At 42.1% G+C, this 19,506-nt stretch carries 13 protein-coding genes; 7 read left to right on the forward strand and 6 right to left on the reverse strand.

Annotation, left to right across the window (positions count from 1 at the left end; genetic code table 11):
• Positions 1–114: 114 nt before the first annotated feature.
• Complete coding sequence (locus FTT92_RS08820) at positions 115–2,616, reverse strand: ABC transporter permease (RefSeq protein ID WP_180024092.1); 2,502 nt, start codon at positions 2,614–2,616, stop codon at positions 115–117.
• On the reverse strand, positions 2,613–3,344 hold the full coding sequence (locus FTT92_RS08825; protein ID WP_180024091.1) for an ABC transporter ATP-binding protein: 732 nt from the start codon (positions 3,342–3,344) through the stop codon (positions 2,613–2,615). Before FTT92_RS08825 ends, FTT92_RS08820 begins: the two co-directional genes overlap by 4 nt.
• Positions 3,345–3,355: 11 nt before the next feature.
• Here FTT92_RS08825 and FTT92_RS08830 point away from each other — a divergent pair, with 11 nt between their 5' ends.
• The gene (locus tag FTT92_RS08830; protein WP_180024090.1) at positions 3,356–3,985 is read left to right on the forward strand and encodes an arylesterase; all 630 of its coding nucleotides are present in this window, start codon (positions 3,356–3,358) and stop codon (positions 3,983–3,985) included.
• An 83-nt stretch (positions 3,986–4,068) separates the two neighbouring features.
• On the opposite strand, the gene FTT92_RS08835 is transcribed toward FTT92_RS08830, so the two are convergent.
• On the reverse strand, positions 4,069–4,683 hold the full coding sequence (locus tag FTT92_RS08835; RefSeq protein ID WP_111884438.1) for a carbonic anhydrase: 615 nt from the start codon (positions 4,681–4,683) through the stop codon (positions 4,069–4,071).
• A gap of 334 nt (positions 4,684–5,017) precedes the next feature.
• Between FTT92_RS08835 and FTT92_RS08840 the strand changes: the two genes are divergently transcribed.
• Positions 5,018–6,058 (forward strand): alpha/beta fold hydrolase, encoded by a 1,041-nt coding sequence (locus FTT92_RS08840; RefSeq protein ID WP_373684109.1) that lies wholly within the window; start codon positions 5,018–5,020, stop codon positions 6,056–6,058.
• Positions 6,059–6,104: 46 nt separating this feature from the next.
• Positions 6,105–7,112, forward strand: a complete 1,008-nt coding sequence (locus tag FTT92_RS08845; RefSeq protein WP_180024089.1) for a hypothetical protein — start codon at positions 6,105–6,107, stop codon at positions 7,110–7,112.
• A gap of 37 nt (positions 7,113–7,149) precedes the next feature.
• Here FTT92_RS08845 and FTT92_RS08850 read toward each other — a convergent pair whose 3' ends face one another.
• Both FTT92_RS08850 and nfuA read right to left on the reverse strand, forming a co-directional pair.
• A complete protein-coding gene (locus FTT92_RS08850; RefSeq protein WP_180171894.1) occupies positions 7,150–9,345 on the reverse strand; it encodes a FepA family TonB-dependent siderophore receptor in 2,196 nt (731 codons plus the stop codon).
• A 230-nt stretch (positions 9,346–9,575) separates the two neighbouring features.
• Entirely contained in the window at positions 9,576–10,214 is a 639-nt protein-coding gene (nfuA, locus tag FTT92_RS08855; RefSeq protein ID WP_078189947.1) for a Fe-S biogenesis protein NfuA, read from the reverse strand.
• 158 nt (positions 10,215–10,372) lie between these two features.
• On the opposite strand from nfuA, the gene FTT92_RS08860 reads away from it, so the two are divergent.
• The 3 genes from FTT92_RS08860 to FTT92_RS08870 all read left to right on the forward strand — a co-directional run bounded on the left by FTT92_RS08860 (position 10,373) and on the right by FTT92_RS08870 (position 13,187).
• On the forward strand, positions 10,373–10,990 hold the full coding sequence (locus FTT92_RS08860; protein ID WP_111884441.1) for a rhomboid family intramembrane serine protease: 618 nt from the start codon (positions 10,373–10,375) through the stop codon (positions 10,988–10,990).
• Between the two features lie 247 nt (positions 10,991–11,237).
• On the forward strand, positions 11,238–11,417 hold the full coding sequence (locus FTT92_RS08865) for a hypothetical protein (protein WP_180171895.1): 180 nt from the start codon (positions 11,238–11,240) through the stop codon (positions 11,415–11,417).
• Positions 11,418–11,636: 219 nt separating this feature from the next.
• Positions 11,637–13,187, forward strand: coding sequence for a hypothetical protein (locus tag FTT92_RS08870; RefSeq protein ID WP_180171896.1), 1,551 nt, complete (start codon positions 11,637–11,639; stop codon positions 13,185–13,187).
• A gap of 163 nt (positions 13,188–13,350) precedes the next feature.
• Here the strand turns inward: FTT92_RS08870 and FTT92_RS08875 are convergent, their stop codons facing one another.
• Positions 13,351–14,970, reverse strand: coding sequence for an inorganic phosphate transporter (locus FTT92_RS08875; protein ID WP_180024086.1), 1,620 nt, complete (start codon positions 14,968–14,970; stop codon positions 13,351–13,353).
• A gap of 480 nt (positions 14,971–15,450) precedes the next feature.
• Here FTT92_RS08875 and metH point away from each other — a divergent pair, with 480 nt between their 5' ends.
• Positions 15,451–19,140, forward strand: a complete 3,690-nt coding sequence (metH, locus tag FTT92_RS08880) for a methionine synthase (RefSeq protein WP_180171897.1) — start codon at positions 15,451–15,453, stop codon at positions 19,138–19,140.
• Positions 19,141–19,506 lie beyond the last annotated feature (366 nt).

A 19,506-nucleotide genomic window follows, 5' to 3' on the forward strand; every position in this document is an offset into this window, starting at 1 on the left:
CAATGGCTATCAACACAGACATGTTGAAAACACGTCAAATCTTGTCTAAATCCAAACTACGCACTAGGTTCTTGCTCCACTCTTAACTTGCTCGGCTGTTAACCATCTCCCCCCTTAACTATTTAGTTCACGTAAGCTTTCTAAGGGTGGGATGTCGCAAAGATAACTTAAGCGATAACGTCCGATCAATGTACAGACTAAGGTCATGACCAGTGGGAGGATCAACCAAATCTCTGCATGTAGCTGGATGGTCAGTTCCATTTTATAACTGACAATCGCACTGATCACTTCGGCAAAAATACATGCCACAACACCTGAAATTAGCCCCATTAGCCCTACTTCCAAACTGAGCATCGACTTTAATTTTTGCTTGGAACTGCCGAAGGAACGCAGTAATGCCACTTCTTTTTTGCGTTCATCCATAAATAAATTCAAACATGCAACCAAGACTAAAATGCCTGAAATACTGACCAACAGCGCCAAGATGGTAATAATCTGAACCAATACGCTGACGATGCGTTTGATCTCATCCAAAATCAGACTGACATCAATAAACACGGTATTCGAAAACTGCTGAATTAGACCAATTAACTGATTTTTATCTTGCGGTGGAACATAGAAACTCCCCAAATAGCTGCCGGCATTTTCATCCATGGTTTGGGGAGAGAAAATAAAGAAGAAATTTGGACTAAAGCTTTCCCACTCCACACTGCGAAGGTTGATCACCTTGGCTTGTAAAATCCCTTCAGGAAGGCTAAAACTCAGTCGATCTCCAATTTGAATACCCAGTTCTTGTGCGGTTTTCACTTCTACCGATACTTCATTGACCTGTTGAAACTGCTGACTACCCGCGATGATTTGATTATCTTTTGGAAAAGTTGCAGCCTGTGTGAGATTCAATTCACGGCGTAATGAATTATTGCTTTTAATTAAAGCATCCGAAAAAGGGAGATCATTTTTGGCAACTAATCGTCCACGAATATTCGGGTACATCGGCGTCCCTTGCCAACCATGCAGCCTGAGTTGTTGATTAAAATCCTGTAACTCAAATGGCGGTAATCCATAGACAAATTGGTTAGGTGTCCCTTGTGGCAATTGTTGTTGCCAACGTTCCAGTAAATCTGTACGCAATACCGCTAAAACTGTAATCAGACTTAGCCCCAATGCTAATGCAGTAATTTGAAATGCCGTTTGATACGGTGTGCGTATATACGCTGAGATTTTCGTCCCCCAACTTTTCAAGGCCTTTAAACTGAGCCAGACCATCATATATAGGCCAACACATAGGAAGATGATGGCGCAAATCAGCCATAAGGTGAGCTGTAAATTTTCAGTTAAAACCACACAAAACACCAACAAACTAAGTGTGCCGAAACTGAGCATCCAAAGCATGGAACGTACAGAACGCTCTTGTTGTCGTATCACGCGTGCCGGCGGTGTCCCTAATAATTGCCAAAGACTTGGAAGAACAAATCCTAATAACACAATCGCACTGGTGAATATTGCAATTGGAAGCGGACCAAGTAGCATAGACAGGGCTGAAAACTCTAATTGTAAATTTGGAATCAGCTGTAGCATGAGTTGCAATAAGCCAAAGCCCAATCCCAGACCAATCATACTTCCAAACAGGATTGAAAGCCCGAGTACAACCAACAGTAAAGCCAGATAAGCACTTAATATTTGCTGTTTGGTCGATCCAATACAGCGCATCAGTGCAATGGCATCCTGATTTTGTTGGACATAGCGCTGACTGGTTAATGCGATGGCGATGCCACAAAGTAGAATGGTTAAAATATTCGCCAGCTGTAAAAACGTTTCTAGGTTGGCAATCGGCTTCATCAAGCGGGTATTGCCTTCACTGGCATTTCTCAATTTCAAACTGCTTTGAGCCGCATCCTGAACCTGCGCATGATCTGAGTTAGCAGCACGGTCTTCACTTTGATCACCAAATTTCTGCTTATACAGTTTTTCAAATCGCTGGGTATTTTGTGCATCTCCTGCCATTAACAGGCGATATTCAATCCGACTCCCGACTTGGATGGCATTGGTTCTCGCCACCTCAGACTGCGCAATCATAACTGTCGGTGAAAAACCACTGAAACCGAGTTCCTGATTGGTGTCATGGATGATTTTGGCACTGACTTGAAAAGCAGCATCAGCAATATTGATCTGATCTCCAACCTTAACACCCAACAAATCCATGGCACGCGGACTTAACCAAACCTCACCTGCTTGTATGGAGCGGTTTAGTTTCGGTTCTGTTTCGATTTCACCTCTTAATGGAAATGCGGCATCAACGGCCTTGACATTGACCATGACAAATTGCTGATCAGTGTGCGCCATGCTGCTAAATAGCGTGACATTCGATTGTTTTAATTGCTGTGCTTTGGCTTGTTGTTGCCACTCTTGTGGAATTGGTTCATTGGCTGTCAGCACCAAGTCTGCTGCCAACATTTCAGCAGCTTGTAGCGCCACAGCATTTTGAATTTGTACATTGCTAAACTTTAAAGCAGTGGTGGCACTGATCGCCAAGGTCAGTGCGATCAATAATAAATACACACCCGTGGTTTTAAAACTCAGCTGTAAGAGTGGTCGAAACAATGCCAAAAGATTCATGCAGCATCTCCTGTTCGATGCTCAATCAATTGACCATTGACCAATTCAAAGTGGCGCTGACATTGACGGGCCAAATCGGCATCATGCGTCACCAATACCAAAGTGGTTCCCATTTCACGATTTAACTGAAATAACAGTTGTTCAATTTCCTGTGCCGTTGCACTGTCTAAATTACCTGTCGGTTCATCTGCGAAGATCAGATCGGGTTCACTCACCAAAGCACGGGCAATCGCAACCCGTTGCTGCTCACCACCGGATAAAACTTTAGGGGCTTGATGCGCTTGTCGTTCTAGTCCAACCTTTGCTAACAGTTTTAATGCTTTTTCTTCTGCGGCTTTGACCTGAAAATTTGCTTGTAACCGTAGCGGCAGCATGACATTTTCCAGTGCCGTTAAATGTGGCAACAACTGGAAAGACTGAAAGACAAAACCAATATGGGCCAAACGGACTTGAGCACGCTGTTCTTCATTTAATAGATGAATGTCCTGACCACAGACCCGTAACTGTCCAGAACTGGCCTGATCTAAGGTCGCCAAAATCCCCAACAAGGTGGATTTACCTGAACCAGAGCGACCAGTGATCGCAACTTGTTCCCCGGCAAAGATTTCAAGATCGAGGTGTTCAAAGATCGATAACTGTTTTTGTGGAAGTTGTATCTTTTGTGTCAATTGCTGTGCAGAAATAATCGCCTGTGGCATGATGTCAACATCTGTCGTGAGTTGGGTCATATCTTCCCTATATGCAAAATCGCATTCAAAATAATCGTCTATTGAGTTACTTGCTGGCTATTGCACTGATGTTCTGCCCGATGCTGCTCTCTGCCAAAACCATTATGATTTTGGGCGATAGCTTAAGTGCAGGTTACGGTGTTTCAGTGCAGCAAGGTTGGGTCCACTTATTACAAAAACGTCTAGACCAACAGTATCCGAAACAACATAAAGTGGTCAATGCAAGTGTCAGCGGTGAAACCACCAGTGGTGCTTTGGCACGACTCCCCAAACTATTGCAGACCCATCGTCCAGACCTTGTGGTGATTGAGTTAGGTGGTAATGATGGTTTACGCGGACAGCCCCCTGCACAAATTCAAAAAAATTTAGCGCAGCTGATTCAAAAAAGCCAACAGGCCAAATCGAAAGTGATTTTATTTGGAATGAAAATTCCACCGAATTATGGCAAGGCATATAGCCAAGCTTTTGAAAATAACTATCAAGTGTTGAGCCAACAGTACAAAATCAAATTATTACCTTTCTTTATGCAAGGCGTGGCGGGGCATAAAAATTTGATGCAACAAGATCAAATTCACCCAAATGCCAAAGCGCAACCAATTTTGCTGAATAATGCTTATCCATTGATTAAAGCCAGCTTATAAATTTAGTGGGTGAAAATGGATTCGTTAAAAAAGGCGCTTCATTTGAGCGCCTTTTTTTAAATCTTTTATTTACTGTAGTTTGCTTAGAAATCGTAGAAGCTTACTTCACCCGTTTCGAGTGAATACTCAGCGCCCACCACTTTTAATTTGCCTTGCGCAATTAAGTTTTCGAGGACTGCTGAACCATGACGAAGTTGATTTACTGATGCAAAAACGTTTGAACGTACTGCATGCATTGAAAGTTTTTCAAGGTCATCTTTCAATTCAGTTTGCATGAGTATTTCTACAGATGGACGAACGCGATTCACAATCGACATCAAGTTAGCTGATGGTGGTGTCGCAGGGTTAGTTAAAGCTTCAATCGTAGAATGAATCGCGCCACAGTGTGTATGGCCCAGTACAATGACCACAGGACAACCGAAGCTTTCTGCTGCAAATTCCACGCTACCGACTTGAGACGGTGCCACAATATTACCTGCAACACGAATCACGAATAAATCGCCTAAGCCTTGGTCAAATACCATTTCAGCAGGAACACGTGAGTCTGAACACCCTAAAATAATCGCAAAAGGTTCTTGGCTTTCGGCCATTTCAGCACGTTGTTGATGCGTCAAAAGCTTTGGGTGATTCGTTTCACCGTCTACAAAACGTTGATTCCCTTTTTTTAAACGATCTAAAGCTTCTGCTGCTGTTAGCATGTTCTAATTACCCTTATCCGAAGTTGCAATATTTTAATCCCAGTCGAATCGATTGTCACTTGCAAAAACAATTGCTGTGAATTTTTTCTACGACGATGCAACTTGATAGAAAATGCTACTCCACATTCATCAAAAAAAATTATTTTTTCTGTAATGGTTCACATTATTAAACCGCAAGTTTAACCACATCAAAAAAGCAATGGATGACAAAGGTCATTTTTAATTTACAATATATTTCATAAATATACGCTTTTACTATTTCAGCCCATTCTGATAATAGTCATATAAATGATCTAAAAAATATATCGATTCGATTTAACTGGGGTAAACGTCAATGAAAGGACATCATTCACGCGTTTTTGGCTTTTTCAAGCTAGCAACAATTTGCTGTATGACGTTTACTGCCAACCACACTTTGGCTGCAAATCCGTCTCCCATCAGCAAAAACTTTGCCGTACCCTCTATCGTGCAAAATTATTTGAGCCAAGAACGTAAAGCGGCTGGTTTAGTCACACATAGCGTTCAAGTCGGCAATGTGAATTGGAGTTATAGCGAAGGCGGTCAACGCTCTAAACCGACCATTTTGCTGATTCATGGTTTAGGCGGCACACGTGATAATTGGAATCGTGTTGCGCATTATTTAACACCGAACTATCACGTGATCATCCCCGACCTTCCGGCCAATGGCGATACACATGTGCCGGTCGATTTTGATGTCTCAGTGCCGAATGTCACGGAACAACTACGCCAGTTTGTCCTTAAAATAGATATTGAAGATAAACTGAATATTGCAGGTCACTCATTGGGTGGTTCCATTGCCACGGTATATGCCTCTCAATATCCTTTTGATACCCAAAGTTTATTTTTACTCAACAGCGCGGGCATTTATAAACAGGCCAATACCAGTTACACCCGCGACCCGTATAAACTTAAAAATTTAATCGTTTCAAAACCGGGTGATTTAGATGATGTCATGCATAAACTCATGCAAAATCCGCCCAATGTTCCGACACAGCTTAAAGAAGCGCAGGAGAATATCTTAATTGCGCGTGCGCCCTTCACCAGTAAAATGATCGATCAAGTCGTCACGCTCAATCGAATCTACACCCCTGAAACTTTTGCTCGTTTAACACGAACAGTAGAAGCCCCAACCCTGATCCTTTGGGGCAAACAAGATAAAATCTTTAATGTGGAAGTGGCTGGCGAACTCAAGTCTTTACTGAAACGTGCAGAAACCCCAGTGATTTTAAATAACGTCGGTCATATGCCAATCTTAGAAGCTGAACAACAAGTTGCAGACCATTACTTGCCTTTCCTTGCGAAAAGTCAAAAGTTTAAAAACCCTTTGGTAGATAAACTGATTCAGTTAAACTGAGCATTCGCCATTTTTAGATCCCCATCACTGGGACTTCAGGGAAAGTATGCAGAAAAACCCGATGATTGAGCAGTTGATTGACGCTCAACTGAACTTTTTAGATCAGAGCTTTTCACACAATGATACCGTAGCCACTGAATTCACCCATTTTTATCAATGGTTTCGTAAACAATCTTTGCAGCAGATTTGGAGTTTTGATCAAATCAATGCCTTGTTGCAGAAACAAATTTTAAATACCCCTGCAAGTCAATTTCTGATTGAGCAAATTGCTGAACATATCAAATTTGCACTGATTCATCCTGCAAATGACAGCACCACGATTGCCGAAATCATTCCTGTGTTGACCATCGATAAAATTGCACAATATGTGGCGAGTAAACAAGGACATCGTCAACGTTTAATTCATACCATGGTCAACAATCCTGCATTTTCAGCCATGATCAGTCAGTTGATTCAACATGCGATACAAGATTATTTAGACAACTCAGTGATTGCAAAATCGGTACCCGGTGTTTCACGATTTATGAAAATGGGGAAATCGGTACTGGAAAATGTCACTGATACCAATTTAGATAATGCAGTCAGCAAATACTTACAAAAGAATATTTTAAAGCTCAGTCAAATGAGTGAAACCGTGTTAAATCAGCACTTTGATGATCATAAGCTATACCATTTCCAAGCCAATTTGTGGCATAAAATTAAAGCGCTGCCAGTTTCAGTATTAAAGAACTATGTTGAAGTTCAGGACTTGCCGCAAACAGTTGCCATGGGTCATGAAATTTGGGACTTTATGCGACAGTCTGAGTATATGAAACAGCAAGTGCATGATGGCGTATACGCTTGGTACGTGCGCAATGCAGAACGCCCTTTTGATTTATTGCTACGTGATTTAAATATTGATGAAGCACTGATTCAGCATGAACTTCAAAACTTACTCAATCCTATCGTTCAACAAATGATTGAGTCGGGTTATTTGCGTGAGCGTTCACGTCTCTATTTAGAACAATTCTACTACTCAAGTGAAGCACTGAAAATTTTAAATATCCCAACATAAAAAAAGCCGCGTTAAGCGGCTTTTCTTTTGGACATACTTAGAACTGGTATTTCAAACTTGCATAATAAGCTCGACCCGGCTCGTTATATGTTTGGTTGACCGTTTTATCACGCAGTTTTTGCTCATCAAATAGGTTATTCACACCGATACGAGCACTTAAAGCCGCATTAAATTTATAACCAAAGTTAATGCCTGCAATGCCATAACTTTTCACGCTATCCATCGCCAAGCCATTTTTGCTTTCAAGACTGGTTTCTGCATATTGACGTGGTTTTTGACGACCATATTGGGTATAGACAAAGTTACTGTCTAATCGATCCGTGATGTTGTAGTTCAAAATAGAGTTTATGGTGTAATTTGGAATCACTGAAAGTGGATTGCCAGTACGTTTATCTTCAGAGTTGATCATATAGGTGACGTTATTGGTCCACGTGATATCACCCCAGTCCAAAGAAATACTTCCTTCAACACCTTCCACCAAGGCTTCTGGCGTATTCATCCAACGCAGTACATTATATGTTGTTCCATTTACTTCTAGTTCTTCTAGACGTGTATCCCCTGCAACTATCCTATTTTTATAATCATTACGGAACCATGCAAAGCTTGCATTTACGATGTCTTTTTCAAACTGTACACCTAATTCTTTATTCACTGAAATTTCAGGTTTGAGATCGCCATTACCTTGTAATAGACATTGGCTCAGCCCAATCGGACAGCCATTACCGCGAGTGCTTAACAGATAACCTTCCGCATTTTGGTACATATTAGGTGCTTTATACGCCTTAGCCACACCACCTTTTAATGTCCAATAGTCGCCAAGCTTTTGCGTAATATTGAGACTTGGACTCCAGCTATCACCCGATTTACTATGATTATCATAGCGTAGTGCCAAAACAACATCGGTGCTCTTGCCCAAATTCATATTGTTTTCAATATAGGCCGACGCAATCCGTGAATCCATGTGTGAACGGTCACCTGAAGTCAGCACATCACCAAAACCGCCTGCGCCAGCTTGTGTATTAACCGTATCGGTAAAGTCATCTTCAATCCATTCAGCACCTAAAGTTAATACTTGTGGGACATACCATTGGAACGGCAGATTGGCTTCTGCATTAAAGCGAATGGTTTCTAGATGTGACGTTTGTTTATTCTCGAGATTATTAATCTGTCCCTCAGTACTACCGCCTGTTCCTTCAGGTAGGCGTTTATTTTTGGTTTTGTCATATTGCACAATGAGTTTACTATCGCCCCAACCCCACGTACCTTCATGGGTTAATGCAAAACTATCACGATAAATGGTATTGGTTTCTTCACCGATTAAAGCGGATAAAATTGGTGCTTTGTTTGGATCGGCTGGATCAAATACACTGTTTTGACTGTCGCCTGCAAAACGGTTGCCTTGACGGCCAACACTTGCGTCAAACATCAAGACTTGTTGATCATTCAACTGCCAAGCCAAGCGCCCTGCGATATCTTTATTTTCAACGCCTTCTCGACCCGCCATACGCGAGCCATTGTCCATTAATGCATTAATATCCGCAGCATCTGAATCGGTTTTGTTATAACTACCGTATAAACGATATGAAAGGACATCTTTAAGAATTGGCCCGCTTAAGTTAAAGCTCTCACGGTGACTTGCGCCCTCTTTAGCATATTCGGGCTGATTGGTAAAAACTTCCACAGAGCCATGCACTTCATTGGTCACTTTCTTGGTTTTAATATTGACCACACCACCCATCGCACCTGAACCATAACGCGCTGCTGCTGGACCACGCAGCACTTCAATCGACTCAATAGCATCTGCAGGTACCCAGTTCGAATCACCACGTGTATCACGCTCACCACGCCAGCCATAACGTACTGAGTTTCTCGAATTTACAGGCTTGCCATCAATTAAGATCAACGTGTTTTCAGGCCCCATTCCACGGATATCAATCTGACGGTTATTCCCTCGCTGGCCTGTGGCACTGTTACCAGTCAAATTTACACCCGGCATACGGCGCACATATTCTGAAATATCATTCACAACCGGCATTTTTTCTAAATCTTCTGCCGTAATTTTTGAAGCACCTAATGATTGTTTAACTTGTTCTGCTGCAGTAACAACAATGGTTTCCATCTTCGTTACGGATTCATCTGGTGCTTCAGTGTGCACATCTTCTGCATGCGTCAAACTTACCAAGGCACAGAGTATTGAAAGTGTAAGCGTTGATTTTAATAGTTGTTTGGTCATTGAGTGCTTCCAAATAAACGTATTTATGGAGAAATCTAGAATAATGTGTTGCACATTGTAACCACCACAAACAATATTGCAATTAATTTTAATAATCATTCTCATTTATATTTTTGATATCGCTTATCATCTCTCTGTAAAAACATCAGAAATCATTTAAAAATCTTCGTTTTTTTGATTTAGACAATAAAAAAGCCGCAACGCTGCGGCTTTTTATAACAATACTAAACTTATTTGAAATAAGCACCTTCAGTATTACTGTGATCCGTTTGGTCAACAACACGCATTAACTCAGGTACATGCTGCTTCAATGTTGTTTCAACACCTTGTTTCAGGGTTAAATCGATTGAAGAACAACCTTGGCAACCACCACCGAATTTAAGCACTGCAGTTAAACCATGTTCTGCATCTTCAACCACCTCTACCAATGCACAGTTACCACCATGACCTGCAAGGCCAGGGTTAATTTCTGACTGTAGAACATAAGTGATACGCTCTTCTACAGAGGCATCTGGACCCACACGTGGCACTTTAGAGTTTGGCGCACGGAAAGTTAACTGACCACCAAAACGGTCTTTGTTATAGTCAATCACCGCATCCAAAAGATATGGAATAGACGGTGTGTCAATAAATGCAGGGAAATCTGGATAGTCTTGTTTATAGTCTGTAGGCACAACTTCTTCTGGTGCACTGTAAGCCATACAACATTCAGCACGTGGCGTACCCGGATTTTCCACAAAAACACGTACACCAATGCCCGGTGTATTTTGTTTATCCAAAAGATCTTTCAAATACTCTTGGGCATTTGGAGTGATCAATAGGTTTGGAATTTCTTCAGCAACTGCTGTGCTGTTGTTCTCAGTCGACATTACAATATTTCCTCAAGCTGAAGTCGCTATTTTAACTTAAGATGCGGGGCATTAGAAAAAAATCAACTAAAATTGTCGGATTTATTCTGAAAGTTCACGCTTTAGGCAGATTTAATGGCATTATTGAGCATAAATTTTAACAAGTAGAATAGTCATATATGTTGGGTCTACCCTTTAACCACACCGTGACCATTATCCTGATTACGGTGGTGATTTCACTGATTGCATTTTCAAATCAGAAAGTGATGAATCGATTGTTATTTTGGCCACCGGCCCTCAGTCGTGGCGAGTATGACCGATTTATTAGCCATGGCTTTATTCATGCAGATGGCGCGCACCTATTGTTCAACATGATTACCTTATTTTTCTTTGGTAGCGTGATTGAAAGTTTTTATCGCCAATATTTCTTCGACATGGGCTTTGTGCTGTTTTATTTAGGCGGCTTGATCGCGGCGATTATTCCGAGTTATTTAAAACATAAGCATGATACCCATTGGGCAAGTTTAGGGGCTTCTGGGGCAGTATCTGCAGTACTCTTTGCGTATATCTTGTTTGAGCCGTGGAAACTGATTTTTGTATTCTTTATTCCTGTTCCTGCGATTATTTTTGCCGTGCTGTATGTGGCTTATAGTATTTGGTCAGGTAAACGTGGCAACAGCAACATTAACCACAGCGCACACTTATGGGGCGCAGCTTATGGTGTGATCATGACGATCATTCTTGAACCGAAACTCATTCCACATTTCTTAAGTCAGTTATTAAACGTTCCTTTCTAAACGTTAAGTCTAAAAAATCAGTCTGATTTAACCTGTAATATGACAGCCTAAACCGTTTCAGTTTAGGCTTTTTTATTGTGCTGCGTTAAACCGAAATGTCCTTTAATTTTTTCTTTAGCCAATTTCACACATTTACAGCACCGCACTTTGAATATCGAGCTATACAATTTCACAGCAGATTGAAACGCTATCTACCCTTGCCCTGATTTAAACTGAAATGACACAGAATAAAAAAGGGAAAATTCCAATGAAAATAGTCCTGATGTTCTCAAGTTTGCTGTTGACCTGTGTGTTGAGTGCTTGTGCTGTTCACACCCGTGAAGGCAGTATCGTGGTCGACCCAGATCGTAAACACTATCCTTATAATTATCCAGATCGCCATGGCGGCTTTTGCCCGCCCGGACAGGCTAAAAAAGGCCGTTGTTGATTTGCCGTTACTGATTTAATGCCCTCTTCTTTTCAGCCTTCAAACCGAAGGCTTTTTCAATTCCGGCAATAAAATTTGAAGCTGTATATTCTACGAAAGTTCACAAAAGCACATGACAAATCATATAAATCTGGCACTTTATGCCACCCTATTTTTTAATTTGGCATAGATAATGTATACATCTGTATATTAATGACAAAATTAGCTGAGATATTTTGCATGTCGAGTTCAACTGAAGGTCTTCAATTTCCCATTTCGGCTTCAAACCAAAAGCCGAGTACATCTAAAACCGGTCGTGAAATTATCGCTGAAGCCTTAGCTGCAGTTGACCATCACTCTTCTGTACGTGCAAAACAAGAAAAAAACTGGCGTAAAAAATATCCTGAATATTTTAAAGCCTTGGTTGAACATGGGATTCAATCATCTGAAGCCGCGATCAACATTGCTGAGCAAGGTTTAAATAAAGCGCATCACGTCTTTGAGTTTTATCGTGATCAAGAAAAGCATACGCTCAAAGATGCAGTAGCTTTAACTGCACATCCGCTGCATACCGTGAAATTAAAAGGTGAAAGTGACGCTGCACCTGAGTGGTATGTGCCCTATCATGGTCAAAAACTTCAAGGTGAGGCTTTACTGGCTCAGATTCAAAAATGGCAAGATGCTGGCATCATTGAAGCCAGTCATGCAGACGCATTACGTGAAGCCATTGCACACCCAGAATGGTTCGATTTATCAGATCGGACTATGGTGCTCTTTGGTGCTGCCTCCGAAGCAGGCCCTCTGACGTGGTTAGCAAAATGGAAAGCCAATATTGTGGCAATTGACCTCAATAATGAACGTGTTTGGGATCGAATCTTAAGCACGGTTCAGGCCGGTAATGCCACTTTATATGCGCCAAGTCTCGACGCTGTGCATAAAGACACACCCATTCAAGAACTAAAACACAAATTGGGTGCCAATTTACTGACACACATTCCTGAAATTGCACAATGGCTTGCACAAAGTGAACATCAACTAGATCTGGCTGCAATTGCCTATTTAGATGGTGAAAAGCATGTTCGTGTTGCAATGGCCATGGACAGCATCATGGCCTATGTCAGCCAGCAAAAAGCCGACACCAGCTTGATGTTTATGTGTACTCCAACCGATGTCTATGCGGTTCCAGAAGAGATTGTTACGGCAGCGCAAGCCAAATTCCAAAACCGTGCGTCTGCACAAAAACTATTGACACAAAGTATTGCCAAAGTCACAGGTCAGCATTTCTTTAAGCAAAATAATGAGCAAACCATCACAGCAGACAATGGAAAATCATATGGTATTGCTGACTGTCTGGTGGTAGAACAAGGTCCAAACTACGCACTCGCAAAACGTATCCAACAATGGCGCGCAACTGTCGCACGTCAAAATGGTCAGCGGGTTAGTATCAATATTGCGCCATCCACCACGACCCGCTCAGTGACGAAGAATCCATTATTAAAAGCCGCATTTAATGGTGCGAGTTTATTTGATGTGGAATCGTTTCAACCTGAAACCACTAATGCACTCATGGCGGCTTTATGGATTCACGACTTGAGAAACCCTCAATCGGTTGCTAACCCTGAAACAGCGCTAGACCATCCATTAGAACTCATGATGCATGGTGCCAACCATGGTGGCTTATGGCGTGTGGCTTATTTGGCGCGTACTGCCTTACCTTTTGCAGCGCTGTATGGTTTTGCTGAAGAGAAATTGCCCATGAAAAAAGTATTGGGGCTTTTTAAAAAAGCATAATTGCATTGGTTTAAATAAGTGTTGAACTTTGCAAAGCTTCAACTCGCTAGTTTGACTGTTCCAATTCAGCTCAGTCACCCCATTCAAATCGGTGATGACTGAGATAAAGCCATAAAAAAACGCTGCCGAAGCAGCGTTTTTTTATATCTGGAATTTGAGTTGCTTAGAACACTTTCAAGAATAACCAGTACAAGCAACCTGATAGACAGATCGTTGCAGGTAAAGTGAAGACCCAAGCTGATAGAATGGTTTTCACTGTTGCAAAGTTCAGACCCGATTTATTCGCGACCATGGTACCTGCAACCGCAGAGTTCAATACGTGTGTGGTCGATACAGGCATACCAAAGCCATCCGCAGCAGCAATCGTTGACATAGCAACAAGCTCGGCAGACATGCCCTGACCATAGGTCATGTGGTTTTTACCAATACGCTCACCTACAGTCACGACAATACGTTTCCAACCCACCATGGTTCCAAGACCCAGTGCCAATGCAACAGCGACTTTCACCCATGTTGGAATGTACTGTAAGAACGAGTCTAAGTGACTACGATATTCCTTCACAGTCTTTTGTTCAGCTTCTGCCATTGCTGGTAGTTGGTCAGCTTTATCTAGACGTTTAAAAGCAGTAGTACTTAAGTACATGTCATTACGAATCGAAGATACTTCTTGTTCAGGAATATCTTTTAAGTCGCCATACTGTGCAACACGCTCACCTAAATGATCGGTCAAACTTGCTAAAGCTGGCACAACTTCTGGGCTGACTTCTTTGGTTTGAATGTATTTGGTGAGTACATCACGCGCTTGTGCATCAGGAATATCCTTATGCTCTGCGTAGATCGCAGTCGCAGTTTGAGCAGATAACTGATGGAAAGATTGAATATGTTGATTATCTAAGTTCTTATTCAATGAATAAGCCAATGGCACACATCCGATCAAAATCAGCATGATCAACCCCATACCTTTTTGACCATCATTTGAACCGTGCGCAAAACTTACACCTGTACAGGTAAAGATCAAAATTGCACGAATCAGTGGTGGTGGCGGCTTATTGCCTTCTGGTGGCTGAAACAATTCTAGCTGTTTGCGGAAAATACGCTTCACCAACAAGAAAACTAGGGCTGCAAATGCGAAACCAATCAGTGGAGAGAACAATAACGCCTTACCGACTTTAAGCACCTGCTCCATATCTACACCGCTCGCACCACCGCCTGCATTTAACAGGTAGTTCATGATGCCAACGCCAAGAATAGAACCAATCAAAGTATGCGAACTAGACGCTGGGATGCCTAAGAACCAAGTCCCTAAATTCCACAAAATCGCTGCGATCAGCATTGCGAAAACCATGGCAAAACCTGCACCTGAACCAACGTTCATAATCAATTCAACAGGTAATAAAGCAATAATGCCGTAAGCGACTGCACCACTGGCAACCATTACGCCTAGGAAGTTACAGAAACCCGCCCACATTACCGCAACCGGTGCTGACAAGGCGTTGGTATAAATCACTGTTGCTACTGCATTTGCAGTGTCATGGAAACCATTTACAAATTCAAAGCCAAGTGCGATGAATAAGGCTGTGCCCAATAAAATCATTGAATAAAGACTTAAAGGCGGAACATGCGCTAAATCGGCAGTCACCTGAAAACCAATATAAATCAACGTTGAAATAATCACCGTTAAAAATACCGGCATAAAGAATTTCGGTGTAGGCACATGAACATTCGTGGACTTTTGAGGAGTCGACGTGTGCGCTGAATCTACGGGAGTTTGTTTAGAATTCATGCAGGCAGGAATAGAGGATTTTAAAATCCCCATATTGTTCAATTTAATTATGACAATTATATGACAAAGCGGTGTCATATAAAGCAATTTTTCATGCTTTATTTGTTTTTTTTAAGTGTTAAAAACCGACTTCCCTACTCTACTTTCATAAAGTAAATCAGTTATTTAATCTGCGTATTTAAACTTTATTTTCTTTGAAACCCAATATTTCAACTTATATTTCATCTGTCATGTTTTTTTGTCATTTTGCATAGCCCTAATGGATGTTTTTTTAATCTTGCCTGAGCAATATGACAAATTCATGAAGCTTTCCATACATTTATATGAAATTGGAATATGAAATTATCAAGTTGCAATATTGCTCATTAATTCAACAAGCTAATAATTGCGCGCTGTGAAGATCATTGAATATCAATAAAACTGCAATGAATTCTGTTAATATATTTGCCGATTTTATATTCCATCGGATTGGGGTTATTTATGTCCACGCTTGCCACCCTAAAAGAGCTGCTCGCTCAACGGATTCTGATTATCGACGGTGCAATGGGCACCATGATTCAGCGTCATAAACTCGAAGAAGCTGACTACCGTGGTGAGCGTTTTGCAGATTGGGCATCTGACCTCAAAGGCAATAATGACCTATTGGTGTTGACTCAGCCGCAAATCATTCAAGGCATTCATGAAGCCTACCTCGATGCTGGCGCAGACATCATTGAAACCAACAGCTTTAACGGCACAAAAGTTTCAATGTCTGACTACCACATGGAAGATTTGGTATCAGAGATCAACCGTGAAGCAGCGCGTATTGCCAAAGCAGCTTGTGAAAAATACTCAACGCCTGAAAAACCGCGTTTTGTAGCAGGTGTGCTTGGCCCGACTTCACGTACTTGCTCGATCTCGCCAAATGTAAATGACCCAGCATTTCGTAATATTACTTTTGATGAGCTTAAAGAAAACTATATTCAAGCTGCGCATGCCCTGATTGAAGGCGGTGCCGACATTCTGCTCATCGAAACTGTATTCGATACTTTAAACTGTAAAGCTGCCATTTTTGCAGTGAAAGAAGTCTTCAACCAAATTGGCTACGAATTGCCATTGATGATTTCAGGCACCATTACCGATGCCTCTGGCCGAACTTTAACTGGCCAAACTGCTGAAGCGTTCTGGAACTCTGTGCGTCATGGTGACTTATTGTCGATTGGCTTTAACTGTGCCCTAGGTGCAGATGCCATGCGTCCGCATGTAAAAACCATTGCTGACGTTGCCGATACTTTTGTTTCAGCCCATCCGAACGCTGGCTTACCAAATGCCTTCGGCGGTTATGATGAAACCCCCGAACAAACAGCTGCATTTATTAAAGAATTTGCAGAAAGCGGCCTGATTAACATCACGGGCGGTTGCTGCGGTACAACGCCGGATCATATCCGCGCTATTGCCAATGCCGTAAAAGACATTGCGCCGCGCCAAGTGCCAGAAACCAAACCCGCTTGCCGTCTCAGCGGTTTAGAGCCGTTCAACATTACAGAAGATTCGCTGTTTGTAAACGTCGGTGAACGTACCAACGTGACAGGTTCTAAAAAATTCCTACGTTTAATCCGTGAAGAAAACTTTGCCGAAGCTTTAGAAGTTGCACAGCAGCAAGTTGAAGCCGGTGCTCAGATTATCGATATCAACATGGATGAAGGCATGCTGGATTCAGAAGGCGCAATGGTGCATTTCCTGAATCTTGTAGCCTCTGAACCTGAAATTTCACGTGTGCCGATCATGATTGACTCATCTAAATGGGAAATCATTGAAGCAGGCTTAAAATGTGTACAAGGTAAAGCGGTTGTTAACTCGATTTCTTTGAAAGAAGGTTATGACGAGTTTGTACACAAAGCACGTTTGTGCCGTCAGTACGGTGCAGCTGTGATTGTGATGGCATTTGATGAACAAGGTCAGGCAGATACTGCTGCACGTAAAAAAGAAATCTGTAAACGCTCTTATGATGTATTGGTGAATGAAGTGGGCTTCCCTGCTGAAGACATCATTTTTGACCCGAACGTGTTTGCAGTGGCAACAGGTATCGAAGAACACAACAACTATGCTGTGGACTTTATTGAAGCAACAGGCTGGATCAAGCAAAACTTACCACATGCGATGATTTCAGGCGGTGTGTCTAACGTATCGTTCTCCTTCCGTGGTAATGAACCTGTACGTGAAGCGATTCACTCAGTGTTCTTATACCATGCCATTCAGCAAGGCATGACTATGGGTATCGTCAACGCAGGTCAAATGGCGATTTATGATGATATTGATGCTGAACTGAAAGCTGCGGTTGAAGATGTGATCTTGAACCAAAACCAAGGTGAAAGCCATCAAGAAGCTACAGAAAAGCTGCTTGAAGTTGCTGAAAAATACCGCGGTCAAGGCGCTGCGCAAAAACAAGTGGAAAACTTGGAATGGCGTGAGCTTCCCGTAGAAAAGCGCCTTGAGCATGCTTTAGTGAAAGGTATCACCACCTTTATTGATGAAGATACTGAAGAAGCACGTCTGAAAGCTAAACGTCCACTCGATGTGATTGAAGGTCCGCTTATGGACGGCATGAACGTGGTAGGTGATTTGTTCGGTTCAGGCAAAATGTTCCTGCCGCAAGTCGTGAAATCTGCACGTGTCATGAAGCAAGCCGTAGCTTGGCTCAACCCATTCATTGAAGCGGAAAAAACAGCTGGCCAATCTAAGGGTAAAGTCCTGATGGCAACCGTGAAAGGTGACGTACATGACATCGGTAAAAATATCGTGGGCGTAGTACTTGGCTGTAATGGTTATGACATCATCGACCTTGGCGTGATGGTGCCTTGCGAGAAGATTCTGCAAACTGCCATTGATGAGAAAGTCGACATTATTGGTCTATCTGGCCTGATTACGCCGTCACTGGATGAAATGGTTTTTGTTGCGAAAGAAATGCAGCGCAAAGGCTTTAATGTTCCATTGATGATTGGCGGTGCAACCACTTCAAAAGCGCATACGGCAGTGAAAATTGATCCGCAATATTCAAATGATGCAGTCATTTATGTTGCCGATGCTTCACGAGCTGTGGGTGTTGCAACAACTTTACTTTCTAAGGAAATGAAGCCAAAGTTTGTAGCAGAAACCCGTGCTGAATATGAAAAAGTGCGTGAGCGTATTGCCAACAAACAGCCAAAAGCAGCCAAACTGACGTATGCTGAATCTGTAGAAAATGGCTTAAAAATTGACTTTGCTGCCAATGCGCCTGTGAAGCCAAACTTTATTGGTACGCAAACGCTGACCAATTATCCATTGGAAACTTTGGTTGAATACTTCGACTGGACACCGTTCTTTATTTCTTGGAGTTTGGCAGGTAAATTCCCTGCTATCTTAACGGATGAAGTTGTAGGTGAAGCAGCAACTGACTTGTATGAACAAGCACAGACCATGCTAAAAGACATCATCGACAACAAACGTTTTGATGCTCGTGCTGTGTTTGGTATTTACCCTGCAAACCGTTCAGCAGCGGATTCGGTTGAAGTGTATAGCGAAGATGGTCAATCGGTTACGCATACCTTCCATCACATTCGTCAACAGTCTGACAAAGTGACAGGTAAACCAAACTTGTCATTAGCGGACTTTATTGCGCCTAAAGGTGTCGCAGAAGACTACTTGGGCGGTTTCACTGTATCGATCTTTGGTGCAGAAGAAATGGCCAATGAGTACAAAGCTAAAGGCGATGACTACTCTGCAATTCTTGCGCAATCTTTAGGTGACCGTTTTGCGGAAGCGTTTGCGGAGCATTTGCATGAGCGCATCCGTAAAGAGTTCTGGGGTAACCAAGCGTCTGAAACCTTAAGCAATGAAGAATTGATTAAAGAGAAGTATGTAGGCATCCGTCCTGCGCCGGGCTATCCTGCTTGTCCTGAGCATTCTGAAAAAGCACCATTGTTTGACTGGCTCGGTTCGACGGATAAGATCGGTACGCAATTGACTTCTAGTTTTGCAATGTGGCCGCCTTCATCTGTCAGCGGTTTCTACTATGCAAACCCTGAAAGCCAATACTTTAACGTGGGCAAAATCGCAGGCGATCAGCTAGAAGATTATGCGAAGCGTAAAGGCTGGACGCTGGATGAAGCGAAACGCTGGTTAGCGCCGAATTTGGATGATTCTGTAGTTTAAAAAATCCCCCTAACCCCCTTTGATAAAGGGGGAACTAAAAAAGCCCTCAATTGAGGGCTTTTTATTTTTAAATCTCCCCTAACCCCTCTTTTTCAAAGAGGGGAACTTTTGCGTATCAATTTAATTACGTGACAGCTCCTCCCTTTTAAAGGGAGGCTGGGAGGGATTAAATTTTATAAAATTTATAATCATAGAATGATAAAAGTTTTCTAAAATCTGATGTATTTTTATCTTCAAAAGGCTTTGTTGCACAAAGATTTGAAATGCAAAGCGCCCCTAATTGATCCAAATTTAAGGCGTAACTTGGGTAAGTGGGCGACCTAATTCCGTAAATCTGTTAAGGACTGCTACACGTGCATGGATCTC

This window comes from Acinetobacter sp. YH12023 (assembly GCF_013420135.1).
In the GTDB taxonomy this organism is placed as follows: Bacteria; Pseudomonadota; Gammaproteobacteria; order Pseudomonadales; family Moraxellaceae; genus Acinetobacter; species Acinetobacter amyesii.